21 protein-coding genes and 1 tRNA gene are annotated in these 20,475 nt (G+C 72.1%); 15 read left to right on the forward strand and 7 right to left on the reverse strand.

What is annotated here, in order from left to right:
• Positions 1–26: 26 nt before the first annotated feature.
• Both V2J85_RS35515 and V2J85_RS35520 read right to left on the reverse strand, forming a co-directional pair.
• Positions 27–788, reverse strand: a complete 762-nt coding sequence (locus tag V2J85_RS35515) for a helix-turn-helix transcriptional regulator (RefSeq protein WP_261952492.1) — start codon at positions 786–788, stop codon at positions 27–29.
• A gap of 107 nt (positions 789–895) precedes the next feature.
• On the reverse strand, positions 896–1,987 hold the full coding sequence (locus V2J85_RS35520; protein WP_261952493.1) for a class I SAM-dependent methyltransferase: 1,092 nt from the start codon (positions 1,985–1,987) through the stop codon (positions 896–898).
• Between the two features lie 141 nt (positions 1,988–2,128).
• Here V2J85_RS35520 and V2J85_RS35525 point away from each other — a divergent pair, with 141 nt between their 5' ends.
• From V2J85_RS35525 to V2J85_RS35550, 6 genes are all read left to right on the forward strand, one after another.
• The gene (locus tag V2J85_RS35525) at positions 2,129–2,320 is read left to right on the forward strand and encodes a DUF1059 domain-containing protein (RefSeq protein WP_261952494.1); all 192 of its coding nucleotides are present in this window, start codon (positions 2,129–2,131) and stop codon (positions 2,318–2,320) included.
• A 173-nt stretch (positions 2,321–2,493) separates the two neighbouring features.
• A complete protein-coding gene (gene argC / locus V2J85_RS35530; protein WP_330823841.1) occupies positions 2,494–3,522 on the forward strand; it encodes an N-acetyl-gamma-glutamyl-phosphate reductase in 1,029 nt (342 codons plus the stop codon).
• Complete coding sequence (argJ, locus tag V2J85_RS35535; protein ID WP_330823842.1) at positions 3,519–4,670, forward strand: bifunctional glutamate N-acetyltransferase/amino-acid acetyltransferase ArgJ; 1,152 nt, start codon at positions 3,519–3,521, stop codon at positions 4,668–4,670. The genes argC and argJ overlap by 4 nt, the downstream gene beginning before the upstream one ends.
• The gene (argB, locus tag V2J85_RS35540; RefSeq protein ID WP_261952497.1) at positions 4,667–5,584 is read left to right on the forward strand and encodes an acetylglutamate kinase; all 918 of its coding nucleotides are present in this window, start codon (positions 4,667–4,669) and stop codon (positions 5,582–5,584) included. Before argJ ends, argB begins: the two co-directional genes overlap by 4 nt.
• Positions 5,581–6,819, forward strand: coding sequence for an acetylornithine transaminase (locus V2J85_RS35545; RefSeq protein ID WP_261952498.1), 1,239 nt, complete (start codon positions 5,581–5,583; stop codon positions 6,817–6,819). Before argB ends, V2J85_RS35545 begins: the two co-directional genes overlap by 4 nt.
• Positions 6,820–6,827: 8 nt before the next feature.
• A complete protein-coding gene (locus V2J85_RS35550) occupies positions 6,828–7,370 on the forward strand; it encodes an arginine repressor (protein ID WP_261952499.1) in 543 nt (180 codons plus the stop codon).
• A 10-nt stretch (positions 7,371–7,380) separates the two neighbouring features.
• Here the strand turns inward: V2J85_RS35550 and V2J85_RS35555 are convergent, their stop codons facing one another.
• The gene (locus V2J85_RS35555; protein ID WP_261952500.1) at positions 7,381–7,521 is read right to left on the reverse strand and encodes a hypothetical protein; all 141 of its coding nucleotides are present in this window, start codon (positions 7,519–7,521) and stop codon (positions 7,381–7,383) included.
• Positions 7,522–7,710: 189 nt separating this feature from the next.
• Positions 7,711–7,784, reverse strand: a tRNA-Pro gene (locus tag V2J85_RS35560).
• A 143-nt stretch (positions 7,785–7,927) separates the two neighbouring features.
• Between V2J85_RS35560 and V2J85_RS35565 the strand changes: the two genes are divergently transcribed.
• From V2J85_RS35565 to V2J85_RS35590, 6 genes are all read left to right on the forward strand, one after another.
• Entirely contained in the window at positions 7,928–8,308 is a 381-nt protein-coding gene (locus V2J85_RS35565) for a DUF488 domain-containing protein (RefSeq protein ID WP_261952501.1), read from the forward strand.
• Between the two features lie 138 nt (positions 8,309–8,446).
• Entirely contained in the window at positions 8,447–9,643 is a 1,197-nt protein-coding gene (locus V2J85_RS35570; protein WP_261952502.1) for an argininosuccinate synthase, read from the forward strand.
• A gap of 119 nt (positions 9,644–9,762) precedes the next feature.
• Positions 9,763–11,196: an argininosuccinate lyase gene (argH, locus tag V2J85_RS35575; protein ID WP_330823844.1), complete on the forward strand. Its 1,434-nt coding sequence runs from the start codon at positions 9,763–9,765 to the stop codon at positions 11,194–11,196.
• A 134-nt stretch (positions 11,197–11,330) separates the two neighbouring features.
• Positions 11,331–11,882 (forward strand): TetR/AcrR family transcriptional regulator, encoded by a 552-nt coding sequence (locus V2J85_RS35580; RefSeq protein WP_261952504.1) that lies wholly within the window; start codon positions 11,331–11,333, stop codon positions 11,880–11,882.
• Positions 11,879–13,426, forward strand: a complete 1,548-nt coding sequence (locus V2J85_RS35585; protein ID WP_261952505.1) for an MFS transporter — start codon at positions 11,879–11,881, stop codon at positions 13,424–13,426. Before V2J85_RS35580 ends, V2J85_RS35585 begins: the two co-directional genes overlap by 4 nt.
• 231 nt (positions 13,427–13,657) lie before the next feature.
• Entirely contained in the window at positions 13,658–15,625 is a 1,968-nt protein-coding gene (locus V2J85_RS35590; protein ID WP_330823845.1) for a bifunctional metallophosphatase/5'-nucleotidase, read from the forward strand.
• Between the two features lie 64 nt (positions 15,626–15,689).
• On the opposite strand, the gene V2J85_RS35595 is transcribed toward V2J85_RS35590, so the two are convergent.
• On the reverse strand, positions 15,690–16,361 hold the full coding sequence (locus V2J85_RS35595) for a lysophospholipid acyltransferase family protein (RefSeq protein WP_261952507.1): 672 nt from the start codon (positions 16,359–16,361) through the stop codon (positions 15,690–15,692).
• A 340-nt stretch (positions 16,362–16,701) separates the two neighbouring features.
• Between V2J85_RS35595 and V2J85_RS35600 the strand changes: the two genes are divergently transcribed.
• Positions 16,702–17,838 (forward strand): glycerophosphodiester phosphodiesterase, encoded by a 1,137-nt coding sequence (locus V2J85_RS35600; RefSeq protein ID WP_261952508.1) that lies wholly within the window; start codon positions 16,702–16,704, stop codon positions 17,836–17,838.
• A gap of 247 nt (positions 17,839–18,085) precedes the next feature.
• The gene (locus tag V2J85_RS35605; RefSeq protein WP_261952509.1) at positions 18,086–18,589 is read left to right on the forward strand and encodes a GNAT family N-acetyltransferase; all 504 of its coding nucleotides are present in this window, start codon (positions 18,086–18,088) and stop codon (positions 18,587–18,589) included.
• Positions 18,590–18,710: 121 nt separating this feature from the next.
• Here the strand turns inward: V2J85_RS35605 and V2J85_RS35610 are convergent, their stop codons facing one another.
• Both V2J85_RS35610 and V2J85_RS35615 read right to left on the reverse strand, forming a co-directional pair.
• Complete coding sequence (locus V2J85_RS35610; RefSeq protein ID WP_261952510.1) at positions 18,711–19,145, reverse strand: hypothetical protein; 435 nt, start codon at positions 19,143–19,145, stop codon at positions 18,711–18,713.
• 1 nt (position 19,146) lies between these two features.
• Positions 19,147–19,506 carry a hypothetical protein gene (locus tag V2J85_RS35615; RefSeq protein ID WP_261952511.1) on the reverse strand — a complete coding sequence of 120 codons (360 nt, stop codon included), beginning with the start codon at positions 19,504–19,506 and terminating at the stop codon, positions 19,147–19,149.
• A 69-nt stretch (positions 19,507–19,575) separates the two neighbouring features.
• Here V2J85_RS35615 and V2J85_RS35620 point away from each other — a divergent pair, with 69 nt between their 5' ends.
• Entirely contained in the window at positions 19,576–20,223 is a 648-nt protein-coding gene (locus tag V2J85_RS35620) for an HAD-IA family hydrolase (RefSeq protein ID WP_330823849.1), read from the forward strand.
• The last annotated feature ends 252 nt before the right edge of the window (positions 20,224–20,475 follow it).

Raw genomic sequence — 20,475 nt, forward strand, 5'->3', positions numbered from 1 at the left:
ACGACAGGGGCGGACGGGCGGGGCCGCTACCGGACCGGCCGTACCGCCGCCGCGTCCCGCGTCAGCCAGGCGTTCGCCGCCTCGACACGGCTGCCGACCCGCAGCTTCGCGTAGACGTGCTCCAGGTGCTTGTCGACCGTGCGCGGACTGATCGCCAGCCGGTGCGCGATCTGCTGGTTCGTCAGGCCCCGGGCCAGCAGGGTGAGTACGGCGGACTCCCGGCGGGTGACCGGCGGCGGGGCGGGCCCCGCCGGGGCGAGCCGGGTGAGGACCCGGGTGAGCCGGCTGCGCAGCAGCGCGGCGGTGGCCACGTCGTCGTCGGAGAAGTCGCTGCCGTCCCGGCTGATCACCACGCACACCTTGCGCGGCGGCTCGTCGGCGCGGCCGGCCGGGAACGACATCGCGAGCTGCTGTTCGGCGCCGAGCGGCCGGTACACGTCCGGGTAGGCGGCCAGCGCGTGGAACTCGCGGCGGGTCTGCAGGGTCGAGCGGCGCATCGGCGTGCCGGGGCCGACGGTGGTGTGCAGCACGAGGGAGTCGGCGGCTGCCTCGCGGTCGAAGGCGTCGCGGATGTCCTGGCTCAGCAGCCCGGCGGGGACGGTGAGCGGACGCTCCGTGGTCCCGGCGTGCGGCGACCAGACGATGCTGTCGCCGGGGACCGCCCCGAGCAGCAGCGGCAGCAGCACCGGAACGAGGGTTTCCTCGTCGACGGCATCGATGACGGCATCCATCAGGAGGTCCACGACGGCGAGGATCCGTCGCAGGCCGACCTCCGCGGCCGGGGTCATGTTTCCAGCGTGCCGAGGGGGCCGGGGCCCGTCAAGGCAGGTCCGCCCGGCCCCCGGGGTGCCACCCGGCCGGCCGGGGGAAGACCGGCCGGGCGCGTCAGGCGCGGTTAACGCCCGACGGCATAGACGCGGTTGACCGGGCTCTCGGCGGCGAGCCGCCAGTGGTGGAGTCCGGCGTCGTCGGCGATCCGCCGCATCGCCTCCTCACCCGCGTGGTTCCCCAGCGCCTGCGGTCCGTGCTGGGCCAGCGCGGACGGCAGGCAGACGGCGACCGAGGCGGCGGTCAGCGCCCGGCCGACGGGGTTGGTGTTCTCCTGGGCGTTGGCCGAGGCGTTCGGTTCGACGATCATGCAGGTGCCGCCGTCGGCCAGCGCGTGCTCGGCGTGCCGCAGCGCGCCGCCCGGGTCGCCGATGTCGTGCAGGCAGTCGAAGAACGTGATCAGGTCGAAGCCCTCGCCCGGGAAGTCCTGTGCGGTGGCGACGTCGAAGCTGACCCGGTCGGCCAGTCCCCGCTCGGCCGCGATGCCGCGGGCGGCCTCGACGGACGGGCGGTGGAAGTCGAAGCCCCGGAAGTACGACCGGGGGAAGGCCCGGGCCATCAGCGTCGTGGAGTAGCCGTAGCCGCATCCGATGTCGGCGACCCGCGCACCGCGCTCCAGCTTCTCCACCACGCCGTCCAGCGCGGTCAGCCACTCCGGAACCAGCGCGGCCGTGTAGCCGGGGCGGAAGAACTTCGCGGTGCCGGCGAACAGCGCCGGGCTGTGCTCCTCCCAGCCGACGCCCTCGCCGGTGCGGAAGGCCTCCATCAGGCTGTCCTCGGTGGCGTACACGGCCTGCAGCATGGTGAAGAACCCGGCGGCGTACGTGCTCCGGTCCGGGTCCGCCAGGACGGCGGCGTGCTCGTCGGGCAGCTGGTAGGTGTCCGTCCCCGGGGTGTAGGTGACGTACTCGCCGGCCACCTGGGCGTCGAGCCATTCGCGGACGTAGCGCTCGATCAGGCCGGTGCGGGCGGCGAGCCGGGCGGAGGTGAGCGGACCGGCGCCGGCCATGGCCGTGTACAGGCCCAGCCGGTCGCCGAGCGAGGTGCACAGCCCGGCCACCGCGGCCCCGCCGTCGGCGATCACCTTCTCCAGGAACCGCTGCACCCGCTCCTGGTCCACGGCGCCGGAGGGGGCGCCGGCGGAGGTCGAAGTCGCCACGTCCCGCACCTCCCGTCGCCTCGATGCGGCCACCAGATCGTCTTCCACTCCACCAGCCCCGCCCCCGCGCGCGCCATACGGGATTCGCCGTATACGGCGGGCCCCGGGCGCCCGCCGACACTGGAAGGGAGGAGGTGCGCCATGCGCAAGAAGATCGACTGCCGCGACTACCCGAGCGAGATGAACTGCTCCCTCGTGATCTCCGGCGAGGAGGAGGAAGTGGTGCGCGCAGCCACCGAGCACGCGATGTCCGTCCACGGCCACACCGACAGCCCCGAGCTGCGGGAACAGATCCGGGCCTCCCTGAAGAACGAGATGCCGCAGCCCGCCTGAGCCGCGGCACCACCCGGCCGCCGGGGACAGCCGCGGCCCGCCGCCGCCCCGCAGGACGGGGCGGCGGCCGCACGTGCGGCAGGGCGAAGGGCCCGGTACCGGCGCGGACACGGAAACGGCATTGCATAAAACTGTTGCAGTCCGTATAGTCATGCCATCGACGAGGAGGGTCCATGACGGTACGAGCGGCAGTGGCCGGTGCGAGCGGATACGCGGGCGGTGAAGTCCTGCGTCTGCTGCTCGCCCACCCCGAGGTGGAGATCGGCGCGCTGACGGCCAACTCGAACGCCGGGCAGCGCCTGGGCGCTCTCCAGCCCCACCTGTTCCCGCTGGCCGACCGCGTCCTCGCCACGACCACCCCCGAGGTCCTCGCCGGCCACGACGTCGTCTTCCTGGCGCTGCCGCACGGCCAGTCCGCGGCCGTCGCCGAGCAGCTCGGCCCGGACGTCCTCGTCGTCGACATGGGCGCCGACTTCCGGCTCGCGGACGCCGGCGACTGGCAGCAGTTCTACGGCAGCGAGCACGCCGGGACCTGGCCCTACGGGCTCCCCGAACTGCCGGGTGCCCGCGCCGCGCTCACGGGGTCCAAGCGCATCGCGGTGCCCGGTTGCTACCCGACGGCCGTCTCGCTGGCCCTCTTCCCGGCGTACGCCGCGGGGCTCGCCGAGAACGAGGCCGTGATCGTCGCCGCCTCCGGCACCTCCGGCGCCGGCAAGGCCCCCAAGCCGCACCTGCTCGGCTCGGAGGTCATGGGCTCGATGTCCCCGTACGGCGTCGGCGGCGGCCACCGGCACACCCCCGAGATGATCCAGAACCTCAGCGCGGTCGCCGGGGAGCGGGTCTCGGTCTCCTTCACGCCCACCCTCGCGCCCATGCCGCGCGGCATCCTCGCCACGTGCAGCGCGAAGTCCCGTGACGGGGTCACCGCCGAGACCGTACGGGCCGCGTACGAGAAGGCGCTCGCCGACGAGCCGTTCGTCCATCTGCTGCCCGAGGGACAGTGGCCGTCGACCGCCGCCGTCCACGGCTCCAACGCCGTGCAGATCCAGGTCGCGCACGACGAGGCCGCCGGCCGCATCATCGTGATCAGCGCCATCGACAACCTCACCAAGGGCACCGCCGGCGGTGCCATTCAATCCATGAACATCGCCCTCGGTCTCGACGAGACCACGGGACTTTCGACGATCGGAGTCGCGCCGTGAGTGTGACGGCAGCCAAGGGGTTCACGGCGGCGGGTATCGCCGCCGGGATCAAGGACAGCGGGAACCCGGACCTGGCCCTCGTGGTCAACAACGGGCCCCGCCAGGCCGCCGCGGGCGTCTTCACCTCCAACCGCGTCAAGGCCGCCCCCGTCCTCTGGTCCGAGCAGGTCCTCAAGGGCGGTACGGTCTCCGCCGTCGTCCTCAACTCCGGCGGGGCCAACGCCTGCACCGGCCCGAAGGGCTTCCAGGACACCCACGCCACCGCCGAGAAGGCCGCCGAGGTCCTCGGCCTGAACGCGGGCGAGGTGGCCGTCGCGTCCACCGGGCTGATCGGCGTCCTGCTCCCCATGGACAAGCTGCTCCCGGGCATCGGGACCGCCGCCGCGCAGCTCTCCGAGCACGGCGGCGAGAAGGCCGCCATCGCCATCAAGACCACCGACACCGTGCACAAGACCTCCGTGTACGAGGGCGACGGCTGGACCGTCGGCGGCATGGCCAAGGGCGCCGGCATGCTCGCGCCGGGCCTCGCCACCATGCTCGTCGTGCTCACCACGGACGCCGACCTCGACGCCGACGTCCTGGACCGGGCCCTGCGGGACGCCACCGAGGTCACCTTCGACCGGGTCGACTCCGACGGCTGCATGTCCACCAACGACACCGTGCTGCTGCTCGCCTCCGGCGCCTCACGGGTCGCGCCGGAATACCCGGAGTTCGCGCAGGCCGTACGGACCGTCTGCGACGACCTGGGCCAGCAGCTCATCCGGGACGCCGAGGGCGCCAGCAAGGACATCAAGGTCGAGGTGATCAACGCGGCGAGCGAGGCGGACGCCGTCGAGGTCGGCCGCTCCATCGCCCGCAACAACCTCCTCAAGTGCGCCATCCACGGCGAGGACCCGAACTGGGGCCGGGTGCTCTCCGCCATCGGCACCACCTCAGCGGCCTTCGAGCCGGACCAGCTGAACGTCGCCATCAACGGCGTCTGGGTCTGCAAGAACGGCTCGGTGGGGGAGGACCGCGACCAGGTCGACATGCGCTACCGGGAGGTGCGGATCACCGCCGACCTCGCCGCCGGCACCGAGTCCGCGGTCATCTGGACCAACGACCTCACCGCCGACTACGTCCACGAGAACAGCGCGTACTCGTCATGACCACCACCCGCAAGCACACCGCGCTGCCCAAGGCCCGCACGCTCATCGAGGCGCTGCCCTGGCTGACCCGCCACCACGGCAAGACCGTCGTCATCAAGTTCGGCGGCAACGCGATGGTCGACGAGGAGCTCAAGCGCGCCTTCGCGCAGGACGTGGTCTTCCTCCGGCACGCCGGACTGCGCCCGGTCGTCGTGCACGGCGGCGGCCCGCAGATCAGCGCCCATCTGGACCTGCTGGGCCTGCCGTCGGAGTTCAAGGGCGGCCTGCGGGTCACCACGCCCGAGGCGATGAACGTGGTCCGGATGGTGCTGGCCGGCCAGGTCCAGCGCGAGCTGGTCGGGCTGCTCAACGAGCACGGCCCGCTCGCCGTCGGCATGACCGGCGAGGACGCCCATCTGATGACCGCCACCAAGCACTACGCCGACATCGACGGCGAGCGGGTGGACATCGGCCGGGTCGGCGAGATCACCGACATCGACCCCGGAGCGGTCCAGGCGCTGCTGGACGACGGCCGGATCCCGGTCATCTCCTCCATCGCCCGCAGCAGCGATGACGGCGACCAATCCGGCGTCTTCAACGTCAACGCCGACACCGCCGCGGCCGCCCTGGCCGCCGCCCTCGGCGCCGAGACGCTGATGGTGCTCACCGACGTCGAGGGCCTCTACGAGGACTGGCCGAACAGCGACGAGGTGATCTCGCGGCTGACCGCCACCCAGCTGGAGAAGCTGCTGCCCGACCTGGCCAGCGGCATGGTCCCGAAGATGCAGGGCTGCCTGTACGCCGTGCGCAACGGCGTCCACACCGCCCGGGTCATCGACGGCCGGGTCCAGCACTCGATCCTGCTGGAGATCTTCACCGACGAAGGAATCGGCACGATGGTCGTGCCGGACGCGGAAACCGAGGGGGAGTCATGAGCCAGGAGGCACACGATCAGGGGCCGGTGACCAACGAGGGCCTCACCCGGCGCTGGCAGGGCGCCATGATGGACAACTTCGGCACCCCGCGCGTCCCCCTCGTCCGCGGCGAGGGCGCCAAGGTGTGGGACGCCGACGGCAAGGAGTACCTCGACTTCCTCGGCGGCATCGCGGTCAACGCCCTCGGGCACGCCCACCCCGCCGTGGTCCGCGCGGTCTCCGACCAGGTCGCCACCCTCGGCCACGTCTCGAACTTCTTCGTCGCCGAGCCCACCGTGGCGCTCGCCGAGCGGCTGCTCGCGCTGGCCGGCGGGCGCCCCGGCCGGGTCTACTTCTCCAACTCCGGCGCCGAGGCCAACGAAGCCGCCTTCAAGATCGGCCGGCTGACCGGTCGCACCCACATGGTCGCCACCGAAGGCGGTTTCCACGGCCGCACCATGGGCGCCCTCGCGCTCACCGGCCAGCCCGCCAAGCAGGCCCCGTTCGCCCCGCTCCCCGGCGACGTCAGCTACGTCCCGTACGGGGACGTGGAGGCGCTCCGGGCCGCCGTCACCACCGACACCGCCCTGGTCGTCCTGGAGCCGATCCAGGGGGAGAACGGCGTGGTCGTGCCGCCGCCCGGCTACCTCCGCGCCGCCCGGGAGATCACCGCCGCCACCGGCACCCTGCTCGTCCTGGACGAGATCCAGACCGGCATCGGCCGGACCGGCCACTGGCTGGAGTCCCAGGCGCAGGGCGTCGAGGCGGACGTCATCACCCTCGCCAAGGGCCTCGGCGGCGGCCTGCCGATCGGCGCCACCCTCGCCTTCGGCCCCGCCGCCGGCCTGCTCACCCCCGGTTCGCACGGCTCGACGTTCAGCGGCAACCCGGTCGTCTGCGCCGGCGCCCTCGCCGTCCTCGACACCATCGAGGCGGACGGCGTGCTCGCGAACGTCAAGCGCGTCGGCGAGCGGCTGCGGGACGGGATCGAGGCGCTGGGCGACCCAATGGTCATCCAGGTCCGCGGCGCGGGCCTGCTCCTCGGTATCGTCTTGGCGGAGCCGCTCGCGCCGCGTGTGCAGCAGGCGGCTCAGGACGCGGGTCTCCTGGTGAACGCGGTCGCGCCGGACGTCATCCGGCTCGCCCCGCCGCTGATCGTCTCCGACGACGAGGCGGACACGTTCCTGCGGAGGCTCCCCGCCGTCCTCAACACGGTCCGCCAAGGGGCCGACGGGGAACAACGATCCGGAGACTGACGAGACCGATGAGCGAGCCGCAGGACAACGAGGTGTACAACGGCGGCCAGGCCGTGCCGCAGACCCGCACCGCCCGCCACCGCCGGATCGTGGACATCCTCAACCGGCTGCCGGTCCGCTCCCAGAGCCAGCTCGCGAAGCTGCTCGCCGACGACGGCCTGTCCGTCACCCAGGCGACGCTCTCCCGCGACCTGGACGAACTGGGTGCGGTGAAGATCCGCAACACCGGTGGCGAGCTGATCTACGCGGTGCCCAGCGAGGGCGGCGACCGCAAGCCGCGCGCCCCGCTGGGCGAGTCCGCCAAGGAGGAGCGGATGCGCCGCCTCTCCGGCGAACTCCTCATCTCCGCCGAGGCGTCCGCCAACCTCGTCGTCCTGCGCACCCCGCCCGGCGCCGCCCAGTTCCTGGCCTCCGCCATCGACCAGGCCGAGCTGCACGACATCCTCGGCACCATCGCCGGCGACGACACCCTGATGCTCATCAGCCGCGACCCCCTCGGCGGCCAGGCCCTCGCCGACCACCTGCTCCGTCTGGCCCAGAAGGCCCGCTGAACCGCCCGCCTCACACCGGCGAGAGCACGTAGCAGCCGCTGGCCCGCCGGAGGACCGGCGTGCCGTCGTAGCGGTCCGCGCGAAAATTCCAGCCGACCGCGTTGAAGAGCAGCAGCGGCTGCTGCGGGGTGCTCTGGCTGACCAGCACCACACCGGCCGGCGTCGCCGTCCACGCCTGCGCCTGTTCGTACCGTGTCCGGGTCCCCGCCGAGGCCGCCGCCCCGGCACGCCGCGCTACGCCACCGGAGGGTGCCGGGCCCGGCCCGCGGGAACGCAGAAGGCCCTGCCGCACCGAAGTGCGGCAGGGCCTTCATCCGGGCCTTTCGGGCCCTTTGCACCGTCGGGACGACAGGATTTGAACCTGCGACCCCTTGACCCCCAGTCAAGTGCGCTACCAAGCTGCGCCACGTCCCGGTGCTGCGGCCGGCCGGTGGAGTCCCGGCCGGGGCGTGCAGAAGAAAAATACCCTGTCCCGCGCCGTGAATCCAAAGCGGGGTCCCCGAGGGGTGCTTCCCGGTCTCACGGCGGGGCGGTGGCTTCCGTGCTTCGATGGGGATATGGGTGAAATATCCGACGGTGCGGGGATCCGGATGCGGCGGGTGTACGAGCCGGTCGAGAAGGCGGACGGGGCGCGGGTGCTGGTGGACCGGCTGTGGCCGCGCGGGCTGTCCAAGGAGGACGCGCGGCTGACGGAGTGGTGCAAGCAGGTGGCGCCCTCCGCGGAGCTGCGGCGCTGGTACGGGCACGAGGAGGAGCGGTTCGAGCGCTTCGCCGAGCGGTACCGCGCGGAGCTGGCGCAGGAGGAGGCGGCCGGGGAGGCGCTGGAGCGGCTGCGGGAGCTCGCCGGCCAGGGCCCGCTGACGCTGCTGACGGCGACGAAAGAGGTGCCGCTCAGCCATGTCGCCGTGCTGGCCGAGGTGCTGGAGAAGGGGCTCTGAGGGGGTGCGAGGTGTGTCGATCCATCCGTCCCGTCACTGACCTGGCGTCGCTGACCTGGGCATTTCCCGGTTCATTGACGAAACATACGGTGGAGTGCATACTTATGCCTATCGAGGAATGCACGTAAGGAGAGACCCGTGACCGAGCGCGTCGTACTCGCCTACTCGGGCGGCCTGGACACCTCCGTCTGCATCGGCTGGATCGCCGAGGAGACGGGCGCCGAGGTCATCGCCGTCGCCGTGGACGTCGGTCAGGGCGGCGAGGACCTGGACGTCATCCGCAAGCGGGCGCTCTCCTGCGGCGCGGTCGAGGCCGAGATCGCGGACGCCAGGGAGGAGTTCGCCGACGAGTACTGCCTCCCGGCGATCAAGGCCAACGCGCTGTACATGGACCGGTACCCGCTGGTCTCGGCGCTCTCCCGGCCGGCGATCGTCCGGCACCTGGTGGCCGCCGCCAAGAAGCACGGCGCCACCACCGTCGCCCACGGCTGCACCGGCAAGGGCAACGACCAGGTCCGCTTCGAGACCGGCATCTCCTCCCTCGCCCCCGACCTGAAGTGCATCGCCCCGGTCCGGGACTACGCCATGACCCGGGACAAGGCGATCGCCTTCTGCGAGGAGAAGGACCTCCCGATCGCCACCACCAAGAAGTCGCCGTACTCCATCGACCAGAACGTCTTCGGGCGGGCCGTGGAGACCGGCTTCCTGGAGGACATCTGGAACGCGCCCATCGAGGACGTCTACGAGTACACCCAGAACCCGGCCACCCCGCGCGAGGCCGACGAGGTCGTCATCACCTTCCACGAGGGCGTGCCGGTCGCCCTCGACGGCCGGCCGGTCACCGTCCTGCAGGCCATCCAGGAGCTCAACCTGCGGGCCGGCGCCCAGGGCATCGGCCGGATCGACATGGTCGAGGACCGCCTCGTCGGCATCAAGTCCCGCGAGGTGTACGAGGCGCCCGGCGCGATCGCGCTGATCACCGCCCACCAGGAGCTGGAGAACGTCACCGTCGAGCGCGAACTCGCCCGCTACAAGCGGCAGGTCGAGCAGCGCTGGGGCGAGCTGGTCTACGACGGCCTGTGGTTCTCGCCGCTGAAGCGGGCGCTGGACGGCTTCATCGACGAGGCCAACCAGTTCGTGTCCGGTGAGATCCGGATGACGCTGCACGGCGGCCGCGCCGTGGTCACCGGCCGGAAGTCCGGCCAGTCGCTGTACGACTTCAACCTGGCGACGTACGACACCGGCGACACCTTCGACCAGTCGCTCTCGAAGGGCTTCATCGAGATCTTCGGCATGTCGAGCAAGCTCGCGGCACGGCGTCAACTGCGGGCGTAGCCCGCCGCGACCCGGCCCGAGCCCGGCTCGTTGGCCTGACGACACTTCGTACGACGGCCGCCTCCCCGCCCAGCGGTGGGGAGGCGGCCGCACCATCCCATCCCTTGCGAGGAGCAGCAGTGAGCAGCAACAGCGGTGACGTCCGGCTCTGGGGCGGCCGGTTCGCCGACGGTCCCGCCGAGGCCCTGGCCCAGCTGTCGGCGTCCGTCCACTTCGACTGGCGCCTCGCGCCCTACGACATCGCCGGGTCCCGTGCGCACGCCCGGGTCCTGCACAAGGCCGGGCTGCTCACCGAGGACGAGCTGGCCCGGATGATCGACGGGCTCGACCGGCTGGAGGCGGACGTCGCCGACGGCTCGTTCACCGGCACCATCGCCGACGAGGACGTGCACACCGCCCTGGAGCGCGGGCTGCTGGAGCGGCTCGGCCCGGACCTCGGCGGCAAGCTGCGGGCCGGCCGGTCCCGCAACGACCAGGTCGCCACCCTCTTCCGGATGTACCTGCGCGACCACGCCCGGATCATCGGCGGGCTGATCGCCGATCTCCAGGAGGCGCTGATCGGCCTGGCCGAGGCCCACCCGGACGTGGCGATGCCGGGCCGTACGCATCTGCAGCACGCCCAGCCGGTGCTGTTCGCGCACCACGTGCTGGCGCATGTGCAGTCGCTGTCCCGGGACGCCGAGCGGCTGCGGCAGTGGGACGAGCGGACCGCCGTCTCGCCGTACGGCTCGGGTGCGCTGGCCGGTTCGTCCCTCGGGCTCGACCCGGAGGCGGTGGCCCAGGACCTCGGCTTCGAGCACGGCAGCGCCGGCAACTCCATCGACGGCACCGCCTCCCGCGACTTCGTCGCCGAATTCGCCTTCATCACCGCGATGATCGGGGTGAACCTCTCGCGGATCGCGGAGGAGATCATCATCTGGAACACGAAGGAGTTCTCCTTCGTCACCCTCCACGACGCCTTCTCCACCGGCTCGTCGATCATGCCGCAGAAGAAGAACCCGGACATCGCGGAGCTGGCGCGCGGCAAGTCGGGCCGCCTCATCGGCAACCTGACCGGCCTGATGGCGACGCTCAAGGCGCTGCCGCTCGCCTACAACCGCGACCTCCAGGAGGACAAGGAGCCGGTCTTCGACTCCTGCGACCAACTGGAGGTGCTGCTCCCGGCGTTCACCGGCATGATGGCCACCCTGACCGTCCACCGCGAGCGGATGGAGGAGCTGGCCCCGGCCGGGTTCTCGCTGGCCACCGACATCGCCGAGTGGCTGGTCAAGCAGGGCGTGCCGTTCCGGGTGGCGCACGAGGTCGCCGGCGAGTGCGTCAAGGAGTGCGAGGCGCACGGCATCGAGCTGGACCAGCTCACCGACGAGCAGTTCGCCAAGATCTCGCCGCATCTGACGCCCGAGGTCCGCGAGGTGCTCAACGTCCCCGGCGCGCTCGCCGCGCGCAGCGGCCGCGGCGGCACCGCGCCCTCGGCGGTGGCGGTCCAGCTCGCCGAGCTGCGCGCCGACCTGGTGCGGCAGCAGGAGTGGGCGGCGGCCAAGCAGCCGCGGTAGGCACCGACGGACCCGTACCGACGAACCCGTACCGACGGCCCGTACCCGGAGAAGACCCCGGGTGCGGGCCGTCGGTGTACGCGGAATGTGTCTCGTGTGAGACGCCAATGTCTCATTCGGCTATCCTATGTCTCATGGCCGTGGATCGTGAACGGGTACTCAAGGAAGCCGCCGCGCTGCTGACGCGCCGGGCGTCGACGTCGATGGACGAGATCGCCCGGGCCGCCGGCATCAGCCGCGCCACCCTGCACCGGCACTTCGCCGGACGGGACGCCCTGATCAGAGCCCTCGAAGAACACGGGATCGCCCGGTTCGCGCAGGCGATGGACACCGCCCGGCTCGACCAGGGCGACGCCCCCGCCGCGCTGCGCCGGCTGATCCGGGAGGCCGAACCGGTCGCCGCCGTCCTCGCCTTCCTCTTCACCGAGAACCAGCTCTTCGAGGACGGCGAGATCAACGCCGGCTGGGCGGAACTCGACGCCCGCATCACCGCCCTCTTCCGGCGCGGCCAGGAGGACGGCGACTTCCGCCTCGACCTGAGCGCCGCCTGGTTCACCGAGGCGTTCTACGGCCTGATCGGTGCCGGCGCCTGGGCCGTCCACGAAGGACGGGTCGCCCGCAACGACCTCACCCACTCGATCGCCGAGCTGCTGCTCGGTGGCATCCGACGGAGCATGGAGAAATGACCGAGACCATAGCGTCAGGCCGGGCCGGTTCGGCCCATGTGGACGACCAGCCCCGCCCGGGACGCTGGCTCGCGCTGGCCGTCCTGGTGCTGGCCGTCCTGCTGGTCGGCGTCGACGCCACGGTCCTCGGCCTCGCCACCCCCTTCCTCAGCGAGGACCTCCGCCCGTCCGGCACCCAACTGCTGTGGATCGGTGACATCTACTCCTTCGTCATCGCCGGACTGCTGGTCTCCATGGGCAGCCTCGGCGACCGCATCGGCCGCAAGAAGCTGCTGCTGACGGGCTCGGTCGCGTTCGGCGCGATGTCGGTGCTCGCCGCCTACGCCACCAGCCCGGAGATGATGATCGCCGCCCGGGCGCTGCAGGGCGTCGCCGGCGCCACTCTGATGCCGGCCACCCTCGCGCTGATCCGCAACCTCTTCCACGACCCCAGGGAACGCAGCCTGGCCATCGGCATCTGGGGCGCGATGGCCTCGGCCGGCATGGCCGTCGGCCCGGTTCTCGGCGGCTTCCTGCTGGGCCACTTCTGGTGGGGCTCGGTCTTCCTCATCAACCTGCCGGTGATGCTGCTGCTGGTCGTGGTCGGCGCCAAGGTGATCCCCGAGTCCCGCAACCCCGACCCCGGCCCCTGGGACATCCCCAGCGTGCTGCTGACCCTCGTGGGCATCGTCGGCGTGGTCTACGCCGTCAAGGAAGCCGCGGTGGACGGCTACCGCTGGGACGTCGCGGTGACCGCCGTCCTCGGCATCCTCGCCCTGGTGGTGTTCGTCCGCCGGCAGCTCACCCTGGAATCCCCGCTGCTCAACATGAAGCTCTTCCACCACCGGGGCTTCTCCGGGGCCGTCCTCGCCGACCTGCTGACCATCCTCGGCCTGTCCGGACTGGTCTTCTTCCTCTCCCAGTTCCTCCAGATGGTGCAGCTGCGCTCGCCGCTCAACGCCGGCCTGGTCGAACTCCCGGCCGCGGTCGGCGCGGTGGGCGCCGGGCTCGCCGCCGGCTGGGTCGCCCGCAAGCTGTCCGTACGGATCGTGGTGGCCGGCGGCCTGGCCATGGTCGGAATCGCGCTGGCCGGCTGCACCACCCTGCACGGTGACACCGGCACCGCCGCGATGTGCGTCATCCTCTTCGTCGTCGGTGTCGGCGCAGGCTTCTCCTTCACCGTGACCGCCGACGTGATCCTCTCCAGCGTGCCCAAGGAGGAGGCCGGCGCCGCCTCCGCGGTCTCCGAGACCGCCTACGAACTGGGCGCCGCGCTCGGCATCGCCCTGCTCGGCTCCATCGTCACCAGCATCTACCGCGGCTTCCCCGCCCCGGCCGGCATCCCCGAGCACGCCGTCGGCGCGGCCCGCGAATCGCTCGGCGGCGCCGTCGAGACCGCCGTCCAGCTCCCCTCCCACCAGGGCGCGGTCCTGATGAGGGCGGCTCAGCACTCCTTCGTGGACGGCGTGGACGCGGCGGCCGCGGTCGGCTCCGGCGTGCTGCTCGCCGCCGCGGTCGCCGCCTGGTTCCTGCTCCGCGGCCAGGAACTCGCCGACAACCGGTAGCCCCGCCACCCGGCCTGCCCACTCCGCCGGACGGCGGTCGCACCCCCGCCCCAGGGCGTGTCCTGTGGATCACTCCGCCCCGCACCCGCGATGATCCACGGGACACGCCCTGGGGGCGACTGTCCCCGCCCGTTCACGCCCGGTACGCGCGCTGGTGACCGGCCGTCAGGCGCGGCTCGTTTGACTCTCCGGTCGTCCCCCTACGGACGGCCCGCTCAGGAGAGTGACGCAGTGCGCGACATCGGACGACGGTCCTTCTTCACCGCCGCGGGGGCCCTGGCCACCGCGAGCGCCATCGGAAGCAATGCCTACGCCACCGGCCACGCCCGCGACGCGGCCACCGCCGACGAATACGTCGACGTCCAGCTCCTCAACATCACCGACCTGCACGGCTATCTCCAGGGCGCCCCGGGCGCCCACTCCGTCATCACCGGCGCCGGCGGGAAGACCTACACCGTGGGCGGCGTCGCCTACATGGCCGCCCACCTGGAGCGGCTGCGCGACGGCCGCTCCAACTCCCTCTTCTTCGCTCCCGGCGACCTCTTCTCCGGCTGGGAGTTCGACGCGGCCGCCTTCGCCGACGAGCCCACCATCGAGGCGCTCAACGCCATGGGCCTGGACTTCGCCTCCGCCGGGAACCACGAGTTCGACAAGTCCGCGCGCTTCCTGACCTCGCACATGGAGGACGGCGACGCCTTCCCGGTCGCCGGCCGCGACGACGACTTCAAGGACTCCACCGGACGCCGCTTCCGGGGCGCGGACTTCCCGTACTACAGCGCCAACATGGTGTGGAACGCCACCGGCGAACGCGTCCTGCCGCCGTACAACATCGTGCACGTGGACGCCGGCGGCGGCCGCCGGCTGCCGATCGGCTTCATCCACCTCACCGCCATCGGCACCGAGTCCTTCCCCGGCTCCTACCAGCCCGGCCTGCGCACCCTGGACGAGCTGGAGACCGCCAACCGCTGCGCCGCCGAGCTGAAGTCACGCGGCGTCAACGCGATCGTGCTGAGCATGCACGACGGCGCGGTGGCCGGCAGCGACTTCTCCAGCGGCAAGAACCCCTCCGGACCCGCCTACGAACTGGCGCTGCGCGCCTCGCCGGACATCGACGCCATCGTCACCGGCCACTGGCACTGCGCCTTCACCATAATGCTGCCCGACCCCGACGGCGAGCCCCGCCCCTTCGTCGAGGCCGGCTGCTACGGCCAGATCATCAACGAGATCAATCTGCGCCTCGACCCGGACACCGGGGCGGTCGTCCGGGACCTGACCACCTCCGTCAACCACCCCAACACCCGCGACGTGGCACCCGATCCGGAGCTGCGGTCGATCGCCTCCTACTGGGCCGGCTACGGCAGCCGGCGGGCCCGCACCAAGATCGGCACCCAGACCGCCTCCTTCACCCGGCGCCGCAACGCGCTGGGGGAGTCGACCATGGGCAACCTCGTCGCCGACTGGGCCCTGTGGGCGGGCCGGCAGCCACCGGGCCCGACGGCCGACCCCGCCGAGCACCCCGACACCCCCGCCGACCTCGCCGTCATCGCGGTCGCCCCGCGCGTCGGCCAGGCGGTCATCGCCGGGGACCTGATCCGTGACGAGGAGTCGGCGGGCACCGTCACCTTCGCCCAGGCCTGGAACGCGGTCGGCTTCGGCGACCCGATCGTCACCGTCACCGTCACCGGCCGGCAGATCCACGACGCCCTGGAGGAACAGTGGGCGCCGACCGCCGGCGGCGGCCTCGGCTTCTCCCCCCTCGCCGTCTCCGCCAACGTCCGCTACACCTTCGACGCCGCCGGCAAGGTCGGCCGCCGGGTGGACCCCGCCGAGGTCCTCATCGACGGCACCGCCCTCGACCTCAGGCGCAGCTACCGCCTCGCCGCGCCTTCCTACACCCTCATCAACCAGGACGGCTTCAGCGCCTTCACCGGCTTCACCGCCCCCGTCCGGCACACCCGCGACTTCGAGAGCTTCATCGCCTTCGTACGGACCCGGAAGCGGCTGGTGCCCGCCCCGCTCAACCGCGTCGCGGTCAAGAACGCCGCCGTACGCGGCGCCCGCACCGGCACCGTCACCCCGCGCCAGCAACTGCTCCAGGACGGCAGCGTGGTGCCGCGTCCCGAGGCGGCACTGCGCACCGCGCGGACCGGCGGCGCCGAGGGCCAGCGCGCCCCCGGCGGCTTCCGGGTGCCCTGCTGACACGCGAGGGGCCCCGTCCGCGGCTGCGGACGGGGCCCCTCGTGATGCCGGTCGGACCGCCGGATCAGGCGGCGGCCCTGGCCTTGGTGGCGTAGATGTCGACGTACTCCTGGCCGGACAGCTCCATGACCTCGCTCATCACCTCGTCGGTCACCGCCCGCAGCACGTAGCGGTCGCGGTCCATCCCGTCGTACCGGGAGAAGTCCAGCGCCTCACCGAAGCGGATCGTGACCGGGGCGATCCGCGGCAGGCCCTTGCCGCCGGGCTGCACCTTGTCCGTGCCGATCATCGCGAACGGGACGACGGGCGCGCCGGTCATCAGGGCGAGCCGGGCGATGCCGGTACGGCCGCGGTAGAGGCGGCCGTCGGGGGAGCGGGTGCCCTCGGGGTAGATGCCGAACGCCTTGCCCTGCTCCAGGATCCGGCGGCCGGTCATCAGGGCCGCCACCCCGCCGTGGCCGCCGTCCCGGTCCACCGGGATCATGCCGGCGCTGGTGAAGAACCAGGCCATCAGCCGGCCCTTGATGCCGGTGCCGGTGACGTACTCGTCCTTGCCGATGAAGTACACCGGCCGCTTGACCACCAGGCTGAGGAAGAGCGAGTCGATGAAGGTGACGTGGTTGCCGGCCAGGATCACCGGTCCGGTCGCCGGAATCCGCTCCATGCCCTCGACCTTCGGGCGGTAAAGGACACGCATGACGAATCCGAGAATCGCCTTGAGCACAATGCGGGACAACGGGCCCTCCGGGTCGTGGCTGGCTGGTGAGCGTCAAGCGGGCGCAGAACTCTGCAGCCCAGGACGATACTCGCGGGTTACTCCCGCGCGCACATCGGGTTCATGAGGTCGATACGCACAGTTGACTCACGGTTGACGTGTGTTACCACCATGTTCCCTCCGGAGTCGTCGTGCGTCTCCCCGGCATGACCCGTCCGTGCCTACGATCAGCCGGGTTCCCCGGGCGCCCGGGCAACACGCCTCGACACGGGCCGGAAAACACCCGGAAGCACTCGAAGCACTCGGAAGCGCCCGGGCGCACCCGGAACGCACCGAACGACGCACAACAAGGAGCGTGGGCATGCAGAAGCGGCAGCAGCCGGGACGGCGGACGGTGCTGGGGGCGGCGGCCCTCGGCGCGGGAGCGGCGGTGTTCGGCGGGACCGGGCAGGCGAGCGCCGCCGGGCGCGGCACGGCGGGCCGGGAACTCCCCGTCCCGCTGATCGTCGGCCACCGCGGCGCCAGCGGCTACCGCCCCGAGCACACCTTCGGCTCCTACCAACTCGCCCTCGACATGGGCGCGGACGTCATCGAGCAGGACCTCGTCCCCACCAAGGACGGCCATCTGGTCTGCCGGCACGAGAACGACATCACCGCCACCACCGACGTCTCCGCACACCCGGAGTTCGCCGACCGCAAGACCACCAAGACCGTCGACGGGCAGCAGCTGACCGGCTGGTTCACCGAGGACTTCACGCTCGCCGAGCTCAAGACCCTGCGCGCCAAGGAGCGCATACCGGGCACCCGGCAGCACAACACCCTCTACGACGGCCAGTGGCAGGTGCCCACCTTCGAGGAGGTCCTCGACTGGGCCGAGCGGGAGGGCCGCAAGCGGGGCCGCCGGGTCTGGCTGCACATCGAGACCAAGCACCCCACCTACTTCCGCAAGCTCGGCCTCGGTCTGGAGGAACGGGTGGCCAAGGCGCTGCGCGCCCACGGCCGGCACCGCCGCAACTCCCCGAACTTCCTGCAGTCCTTCGAGCCCAGCAGCATCCGCCGCCTCGGCGAGCTCGTCGACTGCCCCAAGGTCGTCCTGCTGGGCACGCTCAAGGACCGCCCGTGGGACTTCACCGAGGCGGGCGACCCGCGCACCGTCGCCGACCTGGTCACGCCCGAGGGCCTGAAGTGGATCGCCGGCTTCGCCGAGGGCATCGGCCCGGACCTGACCGTGATCATCCCGCGGGACAAGGACGGCAAGCTCGGCACGCCCACCTCCGTCGTCAAGGACGCGCACGCCGCCGGGCTGGTCCTGCACCCGTACACGGTCCGTAACGAGAACACGTTCCTGCCGACCGACCACCGCCGCGGCACCGACCCCAACGCCTACGGCGACTCCCTCGGCGTCTTCAAGGCGTACCTCGGCACCGGCATCGACGGGCTGTTCTCCGACAACCCGGACACCGCGCTGCTGGCCGCCGCGGAGTTCCGCACGCGCTGACCGGTCGCCCGGCCGCGGACCGGCACCGGCCCCTGACCTCCCCGTGCTCTCATCTGAGTTGGGAATGTCACAGAGGAGCTCGGTGCCGGTCCGTTCCGCTTGCCCCAATTGCCTGCGCAGAATGCTCCCGGCGGCGATTGCCGCCGCCACATTCCGGGGAGTCCGGAAGTCAGGGCACCACGTCCGGGCGCACACCCCTCTCACCCTCGCGCGCCCGGGCCAACCGAATAAGGGGAGGCATACGCGCATGGGCACCAGCGTGACCATCTCTGCGGCGACCGACGAGGACGCCGAGCAGATCCTCAAACTGCAGTACCTCTGTTACCAGTCGGAGGCCGCGCTGTACGACGACTACGGCATCGAGCCGCTCACCCAGACGCTGGCCGCGCTGCGCGCCGAACTGAGCGAGGGCTGCGTCCTGGTGGCCCGGCTCGGCGACGAGGTGGTCGGATCCGTGCGCGGCACCGTCGACGCGTCGGGCACCGCGGCGATAGCCAAGCTCATCGTGCACCCCCGGCTGCAGCGGCACGGCCTCGGCGGCCGGTTGCTGGCCGCGGTCGAGCAGCGGCTGGCCGAGGAGCGCTCGGCCACCCGTTTCCGCCTCTTCACCGGGCACCGCAGCGAGGGCAATCTGCGGCTGTACCGCAGCCACGGCTACGCGCCCGTGGGCACCGAGGAGCGCAGCCGGCGACTGAGCCTGGTCACGCTGGAGAAGGAGGCCGCGGCCGAGGAGTTCGTGGCCCAGGCGTAGCGGCTCGCGCGTCACACGTCGCGGACGTCGCGGACGTCGCGGAAGGGGAACGGGCCCGCGTGAGGGCGGGCCCGTCCACCGCGGAGCGGCCGTCGTGCCGCACGCGCCGGAGGACCGGCCGTCAGGCCGGGCGCGCCCGGCGCAGCCACAGCATCCCGGTGACCGGCAGCAGGACCGGGATGAAGAGGTAGCCCATGCCGTAGTCGGACCAGACCGTGGCGTCGGGGAACGCCGACGGCTCCACCAGCGTCCAGGTGCCCACGATCAGCACGCCCACCAGCTCCGCCGCACAGCACACCAGCGCCGCCCGGCGGGCCCGGTCGCCGCCGCGGACCAGCGAGTAGGTGATGAAGCCGTAGACCAGGCCGGCGAGCGCGGAGAGCGCGTACGCCAGCGGGGCCCGGTCGAAGTCCGTGGCGATCTGGACGACCGAGCGCGACACCGCGCCGACGACCATCACGCCGTACAGCCAGACCAGCAGGATCCCGGGGCCGGTGATCAGCTTTCGCCGGGTGCGCGGCGCGCCCTCCTCGGCGGTGCGGTCGGTCGCCGTCACGTCAGCCTCCCCAGATGTCGAACAGCCGCACTTCGAGCACGGCCAGCACCACGCCGCCGGCAGAGACCGTCAGCGAGCCCCAACGGGTGCGCTCCGTAAGGGACATGAAGCCCGCGGCGGGCACACAGGCGAACGCGCCGATCAGATACGCCACGAAGATCGTCGTGCCCTGCGCGGGCTTCTCGCCGCGCGCCAGCTGGACGATGCCGACGACCAGCTGCACCACGGCGAGCAGCGTCACCACGGCCATGCCGATGAAGTGCCAGTCCATGGTCCGCTGGTCCCGGTAGGCGGCGAAACCGCACCAGGCGGCGAGCGCGAGCGCGGCCGCACCGGTCGCGATCGTCAGGGCATCAAGCATGCCGAGACCCTATTACGGGCCAAAAGGCCCGATGCGCCCGCCCCCGGACCGCACATACGCTCGGTCCCCATGAAGATCCACGCGGACGCACTCCTCTTCGACAACGACGGCACCCTGATCTCCTCCCTCGACTCCGTCCACCGCTGCTGGACCCGGTGGGCCCGGGAGTACCGCATCGCCCCCGAGGACTTCGCCCGGGTCGAGCTGCACGGCCGTCCGGCCGCCGAGATCGCCGCCGATCTGCTCCCGGCCGGGGAGGTGCCCGGCGCGCTGGCGCGGATCGAGCAGCTGGAGGTCGAGGACGTCGCCGGCGGAGTGACGCTGCTGCCCGGCACCCGCGCCCTCCTGGAGAGCCTGCCGCCCGAGCGGTGGGCGGTGGTCACCTCCGCCACCCGGCGGCTGGCCGAGGCCCGCCTCGGCGAGGCCGGCATCCGGCCGAAGAAGCTGATAGCCGCCGACGACATCACCCGCGGCAAGCCCGACCCGGAGCCGTTCCTGCTGGCCGCCCGCCGGCTCGGGGTGGACCCGGCCCGCTGCGTGGTCTTCGAGGACGCCCCGGCCGGGCTGGCGGCGGGCCGCGCGGCCGGCATGACGACCGTGGCGTTGACCACAACCCACCCGGCCGCCGAGCTCCTCGCCGACGTCGTCGTCCCCGACCTGTCGGCGGTATCCGCGCAGGCCACGGACGGGACGGTGGAGATCACCCTGGCCGGATGAGGCGCTGTCCACGGGCCGGTCAGCGAAGTCCGCTATGCGGACACGGTTGATCGGCCCGCACAGCCGTCTGGTTTACTTGCCGCCATGACCACGACGAGCAACCGCACCCCTGCGACCGAGGCGAACCTGACGCCCGGTGCTCGTTGCATGTGTCGAATGTGTGACCGCTGAGGGCCCCCGCCTGAGCCTCGCGCCCCGAAGCGAGACCCCCATGCCGTGCACCGGTCCCCGACCGCGACGGCCGCCCCGCGT

This window comes from Streptomyces bugieae, assembly GCF_036352915.1.
Classification (GTDB): Bacteria; Actinomycetota; Actinomycetes; order Streptomycetales; family Streptomycetaceae; genus Streptomyces; species Streptomyces endophytica.